This window comes from Nocardia sp. NPDC003963 (genome assembly GCF_053605105.1).
In genome coordinates, this window is sequence record NZ_JBSGIP010000022.1 from 80,515 (window position 1) to 94,782 (window position 14,268).

Annotated in this window: 14 protein-coding genes and 1 riboswitch; of the genes, 8 read left to right on the top strand and 6 right to left on the bottom strand. The window is 67.6% G+C overall.

Annotated elements, in window-relative coordinates; all coding sequences use genetic code 11:
* Window positions 1-32: 32 nt before the first annotated feature.
* Window positions 33-986 (top strand): helix-turn-helix transcriptional regulator, encoded by a 954-nt coding sequence (locus ACWEWT_RS26365; protein ID WP_452562857.1) that lies wholly within the window; start codon window positions 33-35, stop codon window positions 984-986.
* Window positions 987-1,060: 74 nt separating this feature from the next.
* Window positions 1,061-1,462 (top strand): YdeI/OmpD-associated family protein, encoded by a 402-nt coding sequence (locus ACWEWT_RS26370; RefSeq protein WP_452562858.1) that lies wholly within the window; start codon window positions 1,061-1,063, stop codon window positions 1,460-1,462.
* Window positions 1,463-1,479: 17 nt separating this feature from the next.
* Here ACWEWT_RS26370 and ACWEWT_RS26375 read toward each other — a convergent pair whose 3' ends face one another.
* On the bottom strand, window positions 1,480-3,348 hold the full coding sequence (locus ACWEWT_RS26375; protein WP_452562860.1) for a cutinase family protein: 1,869 nt from the start codon (window positions 3,346-3,348) through the stop codon (window positions 1,480-1,482).
* 841 nt (window positions 3,349-4,189) lie between these two features.
* Between ACWEWT_RS26375 and ACWEWT_RS26380 the strand changes: the two genes are divergently transcribed.
* Entirely contained in the window at window positions 4,190-5,068 is an 879-nt protein-coding gene (locus tag ACWEWT_RS26380; RefSeq protein WP_452562862.1) for a TIGR03854 family LLM class F420-dependent oxidoreductase, read from the top strand.
* A gap of 86 nt (window positions 5,069-5,154) precedes the next feature.
* Here ACWEWT_RS26380 and ACWEWT_RS26385 read toward each other — a convergent pair whose 3' ends face one another.
* Together ACWEWT_RS26385 and ACWEWT_RS26390 are read right to left on the bottom strand one after the other, a co-directional pair.
* Window positions 5,155-5,520, bottom strand: a complete 366-nt coding sequence (locus tag ACWEWT_RS26385) for a DUF4345 family protein (protein WP_452562864.1) — start codon at window positions 5,518-5,520, stop codon at window positions 5,155-5,157.
* Between the two features lie 205 nt (window positions 5,521-5,725).
* Window positions 5,726-6,676 carry a quinone oxidoreductase family protein gene (locus tag ACWEWT_RS26390; protein ID WP_452562865.1) on the bottom strand — a complete coding sequence of 317 codons (951 nt, stop codon included), beginning with the start codon at window positions 6,674-6,676 and terminating at the stop codon, window positions 5,726-5,728.
* A gap of 93 nt (window positions 6,677-6,769) precedes the next feature.
* On the opposite strand from ACWEWT_RS26390, the gene ACWEWT_RS26395 reads away from it, so the two are divergent.
* Entirely contained in the window at window positions 6,770-7,306 is a 537-nt protein-coding gene (locus tag ACWEWT_RS26395) for a TetR/AcrR family transcriptional regulator (protein WP_452562867.1), read from the top strand.
* 84 nt (window positions 7,307-7,390) lie between these two features.
* A complete protein-coding gene (locus ACWEWT_RS26400; RefSeq protein WP_452562869.1) occupies window positions 7,391-7,873 on the top strand; it encodes a DUF456 domain-containing protein in 483 nt (160 codons plus the stop codon).
* Between the two features lie 12 nt (window positions 7,874-7,885).
* On the opposite strand, the gene ACWEWT_RS26405 is transcribed toward ACWEWT_RS26400, so the two are convergent.
* The 3 genes from ACWEWT_RS26405 to ACWEWT_RS26415 form a co-directional block, all read right to left on the bottom strand.
* A complete protein-coding gene (locus ACWEWT_RS26405; RefSeq protein ID WP_452562871.1) occupies window positions 7,886-9,220 on the bottom strand; it encodes a hypothetical protein in 1,335 nt (444 codons plus the stop codon).
* 5 nt (window positions 9,221-9,225) lie between these two features.
* Window positions 9,226-10,092, bottom strand: a complete 867-nt coding sequence (locus tag ACWEWT_RS26410; protein WP_452562872.1) for an amidohydrolase family protein — start codon at window positions 10,090-10,092, stop codon at window positions 9,226-9,228.
* Window positions 10,093-10,163: 71 nt separating this feature from the next.
* Window positions 10,164-11,552: an FAD-dependent oxidoreductase gene (locus tag ACWEWT_RS26415; protein ID WP_452562874.1), complete on the bottom strand. Its 1,389-nt coding sequence runs from the start codon at window positions 11,550-11,552 to the stop codon at window positions 10,164-10,166.
* A gap of 228 nt (window positions 11,553-11,780) precedes the next feature.
* Between ACWEWT_RS26415 and ACWEWT_RS26420 the strand changes: the two genes are divergently transcribed.
* From ACWEWT_RS26420 to ACWEWT_RS26430, 3 genes are all read left to right on the top strand, one after another.
* Complete coding sequence (locus tag ACWEWT_RS26420; RefSeq protein WP_452562876.1) at window positions 11,781-12,251, top strand: Rv0361 family membrane protein; 471 nt, start codon at window positions 11,781-11,783, stop codon at window positions 12,249-12,251.
* 64 nt (window positions 12,252-12,315) lie between these two features.
* Window positions 12,316-12,428: riboswitch (SAM riboswitch) on the top strand.
* Between the two features lie 17 nt (window positions 12,429-12,445).
* Complete coding sequence (locus tag ACWEWT_RS26425) at window positions 12,446-12,862, top strand: rhodanese-like domain-containing protein (RefSeq protein ID WP_452562878.1); 417 nt, start codon at window positions 12,446-12,448, stop codon at window positions 12,860-12,862.
* Entirely contained in the window at window positions 12,859-14,073 is a 1,215-nt protein-coding gene (locus tag ACWEWT_RS26430) for an O-succinylhomoserine sulfhydrylase (protein WP_452562879.1), read from the top strand. The genes ACWEWT_RS26425 and ACWEWT_RS26430 overlap by 4 nt, the downstream gene beginning before the upstream one ends.
* Window positions 14,074-14,268 lie beyond the last annotated feature (195 nt).

The window sequence follows — 14,268 nt, forward strand, 5'->3', positions numbered from 1 at the left end:
CTTCTGAGCACTTTCCGGGGCAGAATCGGGCCATGCGAGCAGATCGTCTGGTGGCCACCCTGCTGTTGATGCAGACCCGCGGCCGAGTCACCGCCGCCGAGATCGCCGCCGAACTCGAGGTATCGGTGGCGACCGCGCGCCGCGATCTGGAGGCGCTCTCCACCGCCGGTGTCCCGGTGTATCCACAGCCCGGGCGCGGCGGCGGCTGGCAGCTCGTCGGCGGTGCCCGGACCGATCTGAGCGGATTGACGGCGGGCGAGGCACGCGCGTTGTTCCTGCTCACCGGCCCTTCCACCGGTGCGGTGCCGGAAGCGCGCTCGGCACTGCGCAAACTGCTGCGTGCCCTGCCGGCGACCTTTCGCGGGGAGGCCGCGGCCGCCGCCGAGGCGGTGGTGATCGATCCGGCCGGCTGGGGCCGCACCGAACGCGAACTCCCCGAAACGGTGCGGCAGTTACAGCAGGCGGTCGTACGGCGCCACCGGGTCGCCCTGCGCTACCCGGGCCGAGCCGGATCGGCGACCGACCGCGTGGTCGATCCGTGGGGCCTGGTGGACAAGGACGCCATCTGGTACTTGGTGGCCGGCACCGAACACGGCCGCCGCGTCTTCCGCGTGGACCGCATCCTGCGCGCCGACCCCACCGACGAGGAAGCACACCGCCCCGCCGATCTGGACCTGTCCGCCGTCTGGTCCGAAGTCGTCGCGGAAATGGAGCAGCGCCGCGCGACCACCTCCGCCGTCGTCCTGATCGGTGCACGCCTGCTCCCGGTCCTGCGCGACCGGCACGGCCGGCATTGCGAAATCCTCGGACCCGAACCCGACGGCCGGGTCCGGGTCCGGTTCACCGCGCACACCGCACGCTCGATCGCCGAACAGCTCGCGGGCTGGGGCGCGACCGTAGAGGTCGTGGCACCGGACGCGGTGCGCGAAGAGCTCGCCGCCCTGGGCGCGGAATTGGTCGGACGCTACGGCGACGCCCGGAAATAAGTGCTCATTCGGTGCGCACTTATTGCCGGAGGATCGAGGCAGACCAGCACAGACGAGCCGGAAGAGGTCCGCATATGTCCACCGTCGAGTACACCTCCGTAACTTTCGATACCGCCGCGGACTATGCGGCCTGGCTGTCCGCCCACCACGACCGCGCTTCGGAGATCTGGCTGAAGATCGCCAAGAAGAACGCCCCCGTCCCCACGATCACCATCACCGAGGCTCTCGACGTCGCGCTCTGCTACGGCTGGATAGACAGCCATCGCCGCGCCTTCGACACCACCCACTACCTGCAGCGCTATTCGCCCCGGACGCCGAAGAGCCCGTGGTCGGAGATCAATCGGGGCAAGGCCGAAGCCCTGATCGCGGCGGGCCGGATGCGCGAACCCGGTTACGCGGCCATCGCCGCGGCGCAGGCCGACAATCGCTGGCCACACCGCCGCGCTGCCGCAACCGGCCGGTCCGCGACCGAATAGTACGGGGAGGCGCGCAGTCAGCGGCGACCGCCGCGTGACCCACCGCGAGAGCCGAGCCACGGCCGGCGTTCCCGGGCACGGGGGTGACCCCCCGCGGCTCGGTCCCGGACCCGGTGGGCGAATCCGGCGACCCGGCCGGCGTACCGGCGGGCACGGTCCGGCGCCGGCAAACGGAGACCACGCACCCGATGCGCGATACCGAAAGCACTGCACGCGCCGATCGAGACCGCCGCCGTCAACACCAGACCCAGCAGATACGGAGCGAGGTCGTACAGGTGCCGTTGCGATGCGGTATCGGCCACCGCTCGTGTCTGCGGCGAATCCGCTCCGCCCACCGCGACATTGCGGATATCGGGCTCGGCGACAGGCGGGAGCGGCGGCAGTGTGGGCCGCGAAGAGGGTGCGGGGGCCGGTTCACCGGGCGCGGACGGAACCGACTGTGCCGGGGACGGTTCCGGTACGCGATCGGTGGCCAGATCTCCGGCGACCGCGGTGAACCACTTCAGCACCAGGTCGGCCGCGGGCCGGCCGTCCGCGGTGAAACCCGCGTGGAAGTAGTCGCCGTGTTTGCGCACGGTATCCGCGTACCGCAGCCACAGCGCGGGGTCGAGGAGTTCTCCGTTCTCGGCGCTCAATTGCCCCAGCGCGTTGAAGGTCTTGCTGACCAGGTTGAACACGGTGCGGCGTGGCAGCGGACGGCGGACAGCGTCGATGAGCGCGTCGGTGGCACGTTCGAGACCGGTCAGCGGGTCGGGCGCGGTAGCGATTCCGGCGACCTCGGCGGGTTCGAGCGCGATACCGATGATCGCCAGCACCGTGTTGAGCGCGCTGGTACCCAGTTTCAGCAGCGCCTCGCGCGCCTGGGGTTCGCTCCCCGATCGCGGATCCGCGGCCTCGGCCAGCCGGACACCCAGCGGCTTCTCCGGCGTCAGCGACAGGGTACCCAGCGAGTATCCGCGGAGATCATGGGTGACGACCGCTGTCGCGGTGCGTGCGAGGGTCGAGGAGAAACCGTCACCGATCGACTCCAGCGCGGCCACCGGATCCGACGGGATGAGCTCGGCCTGGCCCAGGATGTTCACCACCATATGCAGCAGCGGGGCATCGGTGGGCGCATCGCAGGCGAGGTCCCCGGGCAGGCACAACGAGGCGACCCGGCCAGTGAGTTCCCCGAAATCCGGAGCGATATCGCGCAGCGGACCGATTCCACCACCCGGCGCGGGGTGTTGCGGAAATTCCGGCAAGGCGTCCAGTTCCGCACCCGTGGTGCCGGGGGCCGGTTGCGGGCGGCCACTCCCCGGCTGTCCGGGGAACACCGCGGCCCCGGGCGCACGGGTGGGGTCGGCCAGCAGTGCCACCGCCGCGACCCGGTCGGCCGGGACGGAGCCCCGGCCGGCTCCGACCTCGCGGGCGAACATCGAAACAACGTGCGCACCCTGTGAATAACCGATCACGCCCAGCTGGGAACGTGGGCAGTGCCCGGTGACTTCGGCCGCCATATCGCGCAGCCGTTCCAATCCCGCACCCGCCGAGACGGAATACGGTGCCGAGGTGGCACCGGGCAACGCACCACCGAAACCGGCCAGATAGGGGACGTAGGCGCGACCTACCGCCGGCCCGCTCAGCATCTCGGCCAACGGGCCCAGCACCAGCGACAGCAGGCCGGCATCCGCCGCGACCGGGGAGTTCGGGGTGGACTGGCCGGTGCCCTGCACGCCGAGCACGAAAAGGCCGGGGCAACCTCCGGCCTCCGCCAGCGCCACCTCGACGCCGTCCTGGGCCCGGGCGATCGCGGCCGGGCCGATCGCGAGCGTGCCGACGGAGGCGGTCAGCGCCGCGGCGAACGCGCAGACCATCCGTTCGAACACCGTGCGGGCGCGGCTCATCCAGACCTCCGGATTCATCGGAACGACGCGGCTCCCGACGGCGTCGTTCGGCAATCGGCCCAGCGCGAGCCGGCTACGGAACGAGCAGCGCGATCACGAGATCGAGCACCGTGCCGACGAGCTGCCCGACAACACTCAGAAGCACTTGAACTCCTCACGGCGAATACGAATGCGCCCGGAACACTCGGCGCAAAAAGGATTGCTACACCGGAATGCCCGCCCGGGCCGTCGCCGCGCAGCGAACGGCCGAGGCGGGCATCCGGCGATATCGAAATCGCCTGAACGGAAATGCTCGTCGGGTGCAGTGTCTACGAGCACATCCGGCGGCGGGGCGATCTGATCAGAGGAGCACGCCGACAACCGCGGCGAGGTTCGTGACGACGCTACCCACGAGTTCCAGCAGACCACCGAGCAGTCCCATTTCAATCCTCGTTTCTATGGTTTCGTTGTCCGCCCGGACAGACGCCCGGACTCTTACGGTTGCGCTCTCACCCAAGCCCCCGACAGCCGGCAGACGAGACCAAACGAAACGCCCTAGCAGCAGTTATGGCTTGTAGCTATGAGACACCCAACTTGTATTCGACACCGATTACCAATTGGATGGGCCGGATATGTAACGAATTCCGGGCCCCGAGCGATGGCTCCGGCCGCCATTGGGCGCACAACCTCGGCGGTAACCGGACGAGAGAGCCGTCGCCACCGCGGATCCACAACCCGATATCGCCGCGCGGCGGGAATCCTCGGAGCGAACGGGCCGGGCGACTCGTCGCCGAACGCCGGGGCCCGCCGGAGTTCCGTAGGGTCGCAGTACGGGCAGTTCGTCCAGACCAGGAGTGGCGAGATGAAAGTTCGATTCGGCATCGGTACGGGCTCCAACAGCGATCCGGCGAATCTGCCGGATCTCGTGGACCGGCTGGAAGGCGCGGGTATCGATTCCCTGTGGTTCTCCGAACTGATCTACGCACCGGCGGTGGACCCCACCGTCGGAATGGCGTTCGCGCTGTCACGCACCACGCGTTTGAAGGTCGGGACATCCGTGGCCATCCTGCCCGGCCGCCATCCCGTCCTGGTCGCCGAACAACTGGCGTCACTGGCGGCCCTCGCCCCCGAACGAGTGCTGCCGGTATTCGGATTGCAACCCGCCACCCCGCGGGAACGCGAACTGTTCCCGGTGGCCGGTCGGCGCGGCGACGTATTCGACGAATCCCTGCGATTACTGCGCGCCGTGCTCCGTGCCGACGGTGTGGATTTCGAAGGCGACTATTTCACCGTGCGCGGCGCGCGGGTGGGTAGCCGCCCGGCCCGCCCCCTGGACATCTGGCTCGGCGGGCGCGCACCCGCCGCGTTCCGGCGCATCGGCCGGTACGGTGACGGCTGGCTGGGCAGCTTCCTGACCCCGGCCGAAGCGGCCGCCGGGGTCGCGGCGATAAACACCGAGGCCGCGGCGGCCGGGCGGGAGATCGAAGCCGATCACTTCGGAATCACCCTGCTGCTGGCGGAGGACGGTATCCCGGCCGAGCTCTTCGCGAGGATCGCGCTTCAGCGTCCCGGAACCGACCCGGCCGAACTCGTCGCGGGCAGCTGGCCGGAGTTGCACCGGCTGATAGACGGCTACCTCGAAGCCGGACTCAGCAAGTTCGTCGTGGTCCCGGCGAGCGGCAAACCGCTGGACGGCTTCCTGGATCGTTTCGTCACCGAACTCCTGCCCCGCCAGAATTGAGACCGGAACCGGACCGATTCCGCTCCCGGGATCGGCACGCAGTACTCGCCGGGGCCGGCCGGTGCGCCGTATCCGCATCCGCGATCTCAGGCGACCGCGAACAGCGCGGCGGCCGCGATCACCTCCACCCAGAAGTAGAACCAGATGGGATAGAACGGGACCGAGCTGTCGAGTAGCCGCGAGATCGCCCGCCCGGCCGCCATCCCGCCGAGCGCGACAGCTACCGCCAGTACCACGCCGCGTCGTAGTTCGCCGGTCCCCGCGACGGCCCAGCCGAGGGCACCGGCCACCGCCAGCCCGAATCCGCCGTACACCGCGCGCACCTCGGAACGCCCGGCCGCGGTGGTGACCGAGATACCGAAGGGCTGGGTCAGTTTCGCCGGTACGGCCAGCGCGTACAGACCCATTGCCGCGAACAGGACCACCGCCACGATCAGAACCACCGGCCGCATCGCTACCTCCATATTCCTCTACTGGTCGGCTCATCATGGACCCTCCCGCTCCGGCCGGGCTTCCGGAAACGTGCTCCCGGTGATGCGGTGCGGCCGGGTCGCGATCCCGGTGATGCGGGCGATCGGTTCCGGCGACTCCTCGATATATGAGCAGTTCGGAAAGCCCCGGAAACAAGGTGAGTTCGCCGCGTGGGGGCCGGCCGGCTCAGAGGGTGAGGATCGTCTTACCGAGCGCGGTGCGGGCCTCGAAGGCACGGTGCGCCGTCGCGGCCTCGGCCAGCGGGAGGACGGCGCCGATAACAGGAGCGAGTTCGCCGCGCACCGTCAATTCCTCGGCGCGACGGATCAGTTCCGGCCATCGTTGCGGGCGGTAGCCGAGACTGAACGGGATCAGCGTGGCACCGACCGGAAGCAGCTGCTGCGAGCCGATCTCCACCGGTTCCCCACTCGCGGTACCGAAGACGACCATCCGGGCGCCGGGCGCGGTGAGCAGGCCGTAGGCCTCGCGGGCGATCTGCCCGCCGACTGTTTCGAGAACCACCGATACCGGACCCACCTCGTCGGTCCAGCCTGGTCGCGAGTAGTCCACAGTTGTGTCGGCGCCCAGGTCGGCGGCCAGGCGGCGCTTGGCCTCTCCGCTCGCGGCGGCCACCACCCGGGCCCCGGCGCGTCCGGCGAGCTGCACCAGCAGAGTTCCGATACCACCGCCGGCCGCCTCCACCAGAACCGTATCCCCGGGCCCGATTCCGGCGGCTTCGAGGACCCCGACCGCCGTCGCCCCCTGCCCGAGCAGTGCCAGCGCTCGGTGTTCGCCGAGCCGCTCGTCCAGCGGGGCAGCAGCCGCCGCGGGAATCACGACCAGCTCGGCGTAACTGCCGGAGGCGACATTCCCGATCACACGTTCACCGATGCGGCGACCGTCGACGCCGGGACCGACGGCGATCACTGTGCCGGCCACTTCGATACCCGGAATATGCGGTAACGGCGAGCCGAGGGGGTCGGGCAGGACCCCGGCGCGCACCTGCACCTCGAAATAGTTGACTCCGGTGGCCGTGGCCCGGACGAGCAGTTCGCCCTCCCCCGGCACCGGATCCTCGACCTCTTCGACACGCAGCACCTCCGGCGCTCCGTACTCGTGATATCGAACTGCACGCACAGCACTCCACCTCCTCGATACGGACCAGTAGTCCGTTTAGTCGCCTGTATCATACGGACCAACAGTCCGCTTTTGTCAACAGGAGGAGTCCGGATGCGTGCCGACGCCGAACGCAATCGCGCCGCGATCCTGTCCGTCGCCGGACGCCTGATCTGCGACGAGAAACGTGAGGGCGTCTCCATGGACGACATCGCGGCGGCCACCGGAGTCGGCAAGGGCACCCTGTTCCGCAGGTTCAGCGACCGCGAGGGTCTCATCCGAGCCCTGGTCGAAGACCGGACCAGCCGGACCTGGGACACCGTCCGCGCTCTCGCGGCGGATTCCGCACTGCCCGTGAACGATCGGATCCTTGCCGTCGTCGCGGCGGTCTTCGACCTCACCGCCATCGAGTTGGCCCCACTGATGCGGGCGCTGCCCGACGGCTGCCATTCCGATACGTGGGCGCCCTGGCGTGCTCTCCTCACCGACCTGATCGCACAGGCCGCACCCGATACCGACAGCGAGTTCCTGACTCTCGCGATCTTCGCGAGCATGCGCCCCGAGATCACCGATATGGTTGCCGCCCGGCGCCATCGGGACGGAGTCCTGGACCTGACCGCGCGCACCCTCGGCCTGCCCCGCCCGGTATAGGTACTCGCGGCGTTCGGCGGCCCACGCCGCCGGACGCGGATTTCCGCCATCCCACCGGCCGCGGATCCCGGCTACTTTGGTGCTGTGAGCGTATGGGGAGAAATCGTTGTCGGCCTGGTGATCCTGGTCGGCCTGGTCGGTATCGTGGTGCCGATTCTGCCGGGGGTGATCCTGATCTTCGGAGCGATCGCCGTCTGGGCGTTCGTCACCGGCGGTACCACCGCGTGGACGGTACTCGCCGTCGGTACCGTTCTGCTGGTCATCTCGGGGGTCGTGAAATACACCTGGCCGGGCCGGAAATTGAAGGAGGCGGGTGTGCCGAACCGGACGCTGCTCCTGGGCGGTATCGCCGGTATCGTCGGCTTCTTCGTAATCCCCGTGGTCGGCCTGTTCGTGGGTTTCGTTGTCGGCGTCTACCTCTCCGAACTCCAGCGTCTTCCCGACAACCGACAGGCCTGGGTATCGAGCAAACACGCGATAAAAGGAGTGGGACTCTCGATTCTGGTGGAGCTACTGGGCGCGCTGCTCGCGAGTGGAGTTTGGGTGATCGGCGCGATCGCGGCCTGAACCGCGGACACGTCAGGGCCGCTGCGCCAGTTCGTATTCGAGTACCCGCAACTCCTCGGACAGCAGCACTTCGTCGATCGGGTTCTCCGCTCGAGCCATCCGGTCCCGCGTCGCGGACACGCTCTGCCGGATCTCGGCGGACGAGGTGCTCGCATCCATCAGCAGGTTTCCACTCGCCTGTCCGGGACGGTATATCAGCGGCTCACCGTACCGCTGCTGCAAGAATTCCTTCTGAATGGCGTAATGGCTGGCCCCCTGCCCGACGAATACGTCATATCCCTGTCGGCTCCAGCCGTCGATACTATCCATTATCCTGACGTCTCGCTCGTTGTTCCGATAGCGGAGGATCTCGTTCACCGGATTGGACGTATCCATCAGATTCGGATTGAGCATATCGCGGATATTCTTCGTCGGGTCGAAAGGTTCACCCAGGTACTCCTCGTACCACGAAGCCAGATCGTCGAAGGTCAATCGCTGTGGCCCGTCGGCATTGGGCCATGTTCCGGTGGCCCGGAGATCGGCATCGTGCTCGGACGTCCATTTCCGTAGGTGGTCGATGATCTTCTCACCCGACGGGGGCGGTTCCTGGTTGTGCATATGCTTCACGTTGTTCAGGAAATACCACAGATGATGCAGCCGTTCCCGTCCGGGATCGACCGTGGTCAGGAACTCCGCGATTTCGATATCCCCCAGCTCACCACGGATCCCGTGGTGAGCTGCAAGTGCCCGGATATGTAGATGGTCACCGCGCTGCCGGACGGCGTCGTCCAGATCCAGTCCACGCACCGCGTCGTCGGAAAAAGCATTCTGTTCGTTGAGCGCAATCCGCCGACGGCCGTTCGGCTCGTTCACGAAAGCCTCGAAAACCCGCCGGATCAAAGGATATTGAACATGCCCCGGATCCTTCGAGTGGTGCTGGGCGCTGTACCAGATCCGGCCACCACCGCGAGTATCGTACCGGGCGATACTCGCCGTATGCCCGAAAAGCTTCTTCGCCCGCCCCTCGATCACCTCGACCAAGGGTCTCCGAACGTCCAGCACCGACGCCACACCAGCTCGATCACACACATCGATCGTTCGGCCCCCGGCCATTCTCCCGCGGAGCAGATCGGCGGCCATTCTGTCTTCGTCGGAGAATGCGCCGATCGCCGAATTCGAGGGGTGGGCGGCGTGGCCGGAGATATCGCGATGCAGAATCCGGGCGGTCCGATCGATCGCCCCTTCGAGCCGGGCGGAGAGGTGACCGAATGCCGATCGCCAACCGCTGCTCATCGGAACGAGATTAATGCGGCGTACTCGGGCACACCAGTTCAGAGCACGAAAGTTCGCCGGCCACAGCGCAAGCACTGCTGTCAGCTGCGTCCGGGCCGCTTCTGGACGATGGGTAGCGGCCGGGTGGTGCCGTCGTGTACCGGGGGCCGGTCGTCCCGGGGCGGAACGATCAGCGGCAGTGTCGGAGTCGGATCCTCGATGGTTCGATCCACCGCGGGCAATCCGTAGAACGCGCGGGCATTGTCCTCGAGGACCGCGTTCATATCCGTGCCCACCACATCGCAGATCAATTCCACATCCGATTCCCGGAACGGCCGGCCGGCGCGGGAACCGGGTAGATCGCTGCCGAACATCAGCGCCTCCGGATTGACCGCGTGGATCCGGCGCAGCGCCGTAGCGATATTCATATCGACCCGGCCGAAACCGGTCGCCTTCACCCGCGCCCCGCGATCGACCAGATTCAGCAGATACGACAGCCCCTCCGCGGACATGCCGAGGTGGTCGATGGAAACCTTCGGCAGTTTCAGGATCACCGGTTGCAGCGAGGCCAGCATCTGGCCGTCCACATAGATCTCCACATGCCAGCCCGCCAACTCGTGGGCGCGCAGGGCCTGCCGGGTCATGGTCGTGATATCGGCGGCCGCGCGTTTGAGGTTGAACCGGACCGCGCGCACTCCGGCCTCGTGCAGGTCCAGGATCTCCGAATCCGAGGCGTCCAGATCGAGACGGGTCACCCCCACCCAGCCGGGGCCCAGTTCGGCCAGGGCGGCCCGCAGATAGCTCTGGTCGTTGCCCTGGAACGATGCGCTCACCACCGCGCCACCGGAAGGCCGGAACCGAGCCATCCGTCGCCGGTAGTCGGCGATGGTATAGGGCTCCGGTAGATAGCCTTCGTTCTCGATCAGCGGAAAACGCGGATCGATGATGTGCACATGGGCGTCGAACACTGCTACAGCATGCCTGAGATGTCGGGGTATCCGCTCCTCCCGGCGGTGGAACGGGAGGAGCGGACCACGGATTAGACCTTGTGGGGTTCGCTGGCGCGCAGCATATCCTCGCGCTCGACGACCTTGACCCGCTCGCGGCCCTCGGGCTCGCCCAGCGACCGCTCGTGCGCGTCGAGCCGGTACCAGCCGGCCCAGGTGGTGAACGGGATACCCCGGCCCTCCAGGAATTCGAGCACGGCTTCGGGCTCCGGGCTCTCCGCCGCGGCGAAGTTCTTGCTGTCGTCGACGAGGCAGGCGACCGTTTCGTTCGCGTCGCCCTTGGTGTGGCCGATGAGCCCGACCGGACCGCGCTTGATCCAGCCGGTCACATAGGTGCCGGGCAGGTAGCGGGCGGCACCGTCGGCGTTCTCGTCGACCAGGACCCGGCCGGCCTCGTTCGGGATGACGCCGGCCTGGTCGTCGAAGGGCAGTTCGGAGATGTTCTGTGACAGGTAACCGACGGCGCGGTAGATCGCCTGCACATCCCATTCCTTGAAGGTGCCGCTGCCCTTGACATTGCCGGTGCCGTCGAGCTGGGTGCGCTCGGTCCGCAGACCCACGACCTTGCCGTCCTCGCCGAGGATCTCGGAGGGGGATTCGAAGAAGTGCAGGAACAACTTGTGCGGGCGGTCGCCCTGATCGCGAATGGCCCACTGTTCGAGGGTGTTGGCCACCATATCGACCTGTTTGGAGTGGCGGCGCGCGGCCTCGGAGCCCTCGTCGTAGTCGATGTCCTCCGGATCGACGATGACCTCGATCGTCGGGGAATGGTCGAGTTCGCGCAGTTCCAGCGGAGTGAACTTGGCCTGCGCCGGACCGCGGCGGCCGAATACGTGCACCTCGACGGCCTTGTTGCCCTTCAGGCCCTCGTACACGTTCGGCGGGATCTCGGTCGGCAGCAGCTCGTCACCGGTTTTGGCCAGCACCCGCGCCACATCGAGCGCGACATTGCCGACACCGAGGACCGCGACCTTCTCCGCGTCCAGCGGCCAGGTGCGCGGAACGTCAGGGTGGCCGTCGTACCAGGACACGAAATCGGCCGCGCCGTAGGAGCCGTCCAGGTCGATCCCCGGGATCGGCAGTGCCCGGTCGGCGTTGGCACCGGTGGAGAAGATCACCGCGTCGTAGAAACGGCGGAGATCGGACAGGGTGATATCGGTGCCGTAGTCGATATTGCCGAGCAGGCGCACCTGCTCCTTGTCCAGCACCTTGTGCAGCGCGGTGACGATTCCCTTGATCCGTGGATGGTCCGGAGCCACGCCGTAGCGGATCAGTCCGAACGGGGCGGGCATCCGCTCGAACAGATCGATCGAGACGTCTGCATCGGATTTCATCAACGCGTCAGCGGCATAGATACCGGCCGGCCCGGCCCCGACGATCGCGATCCGAAGCGGGCGGTTCGCTTCCTTCTGCTCGGTCATCTGTTACGCGCACCCTTATCGGTCGAAAGAATCACTGGCGTTGTTGTTAGCTTAGGCTAACTTGACGCGCGGCTCGTATGCACCTACATCGCGCCGTCCGCGGGCGGCTGTTCACCGTTCGTCTTCCCACGTCTGTGCGGGTAGCGCTGTACTGCGGCACCCACCTCACCCGCGATTCTATCGGGGTGTGGGCACAGACCGATCCGGGGACCAGGGATGATCGTCGGTATGACCGACAACGGAGGAGCCGAGGAGCAGCCGGCCACCGAATCCGGCGACGAGGAACGACCGCGCTCGATCACCCCGTTCATCGTGGCCGCGGCGGTCGCGGCACTGGTCCTGGCCGGCGTGCTGATCGCCGGCCTGGTGTCGCCCGCTGAGAAAAATGTCACAGATTCCGACCGGATCAACGGAGCGGTCCGCGAATTCGCCGAGGCGAACAGCCGCTACGGGGTGGCCCCGCCCCGCGAAGCGGTCTGTCCCGGTTTCGTACCCGCGCGCTCACCGCTGGCCGGACAACTGAAGCCCGGCGAGACCGGGAAGGACATCGAGATCACGAGATTCGGCCCCGTCCAGGTCAACGGCGATACGGCGACCGTCGAAGTGACCAGCCGGGTCGAGGGCGACGAGAAGACCGCGACCTGGTGGCTGTTCCACACCGACGACGACTGGCTGGTGTGCAACCAGCCGGTCGAATGATTCCACCGGGCACGTCAACCGGGGTTTGACACGGCCGGGCCGGGCCGGGCAATCTCATTCCTTAGGTCATGAGTACCAGTGCCAAGCCCCGGCTCGCTGGTCGGCAACCCTCCTCCGCGGTGGGGTGCTCCGGGTGACGACCTGGCGCGCATCGATCGGATGCGGCAAGTGCGGATTCGCAGGAGGTGCCACGTATGAGTTACGCAGGGGATATCGGCCCGCAGCAGGCATGGGAGCTGCTGACCGAACATCCGGACGCAGTCCTGGTGGATGTGCGGACCGAAGCCGAGTGGAAGTTCGTCGGGGTACCCGACACCAGCCCGATCGCCAAACCCACCCTGCTCGTCGAGTGGGTCGACGGCACCGGAGCCCGCAATACCGAATTCGTCGACCAGCTGCGTAGCGCGCTGGCCGACCGCCCCGCCGACGCACCCGTGCTCTTCCTCTGTCGCTCCGGTCAGCGCTCGGCCCACGCGGCCGACGCCGCCACAGCGGCCGGTATCGCTCCCGCCTACAACATCAGTGAGGGATTCGAGGGACCGCTCGACGCACTCGGACACCGCGGCGGCGCCGGCTGGCGAGCCGACGGACTCCCCTGGCGGCAGTCGTGATCAGCGGCGGCTCGTTCGAACGTCCGCTACCCGAAGGAGTCGGACCGGCGACACTGGGCGTCCGCGGCGGCCTGACCCGATCGGGATTCGACGAAACCTCCGAGGCCCTCTACCTGAACTCCGGGTTCGTCTACGCCAGCGCCGAAGCCGCCGAAGCCGCCTTCACCGGCGACAACCCGCACTATGTGTACTCCCGCTACGGCAACCCCACCGTGACCACCTTCCAGGAACGGATGCGGCTGCTCGACAACGCCGAAGCCTGTTTCGCGACCGCCAGCGGTATGGCCGCGGTCTTCGTCGCACTCGGCGCGCTACTGAAGGCAGGCGATCGGCTGGTAGCCGCCCGCAGCCTGTTCGGGTCCTGTTTCGTGGTGTGCAACGAGATCCTGCCCCGCTGGGGCGTGGAGACGGTTTTCGTCGACGGTGAAGACCTCGACCAGTGGGAAGCCGCCCTCGCCGAACCGACCACCGCGGTGTTCTTCGAAACCCCGGCCAACCCGATGCAGACCCTGGTCGACGTACGCAAGGTCTGCGAACTGGCCCACGCCGCGGGCGCCCAGGTCGTACTGGACAATGTCTTCGCCACCCCCCTGCTGCAGCGTGGATTCGAACTCGGCGCCGACGTAGTGGTCTATTCGGGCACCAAACACATCGACGGCCAGGGCCGGGTACTCGGCGGCGCCATCCTCGGCACCGCGGACTACATCGAAGGCCCGGTGAAAACGCTCATGCGCCATACCGGCCCCGCACTGAGCCCGTTCAACGCTTGGACATTGCTCAAAGGCCTGGAAACGATGCCGCTGCGGGTCCGGCAGTCCACCGATTCGGCGCTGCGGATCGCGCAGTACCTCGACGAACACCCGGCCGTGAGCTGGGTTCGCTACCCGCTCCTGGAATCGCACCCCCAGTACGCCCTGGCGGCCGAACAGATGAGCGGCGGCGGCACCGTGGTGACCTTCGAACTGAAGGCCGCCGCCGACCACGCGAAGAAACGAGCCTTCGAAGTACTCAACGGCCTGCGGATCGTCGATATCTCCAACAACCTCGGCGACGCGAAAAGCCTCATCACCCATCCGGCCACCACCACCCACCGAGCCATGGGCCCCGAGGGCCGCGCGAGCATCGGACTGTCGGACGGAGTCGTCCGCCTCTCGGTCGGCCTCGAAGACATCGAAGACCTCCTGGGCGACCTCGACCACGCACTGGGCTGAGTCATGGCGCCGCCTCCGGCGGCGCGGGGTGGGGCGGTGTTTATGGCGCCGCCTCCGGCGCCGCGGGGTGGGGCGGTGTTTATGGCGTCGCCTCCGGCGCCGCGGGGTGGGGCCCTATTAACCCCGGTTCTTCACTCCTGCGCTCAGTCGCTGCGCTCCTTCGCTTCGTCGCTCCAGAACCGGGGCGGGCCCCAC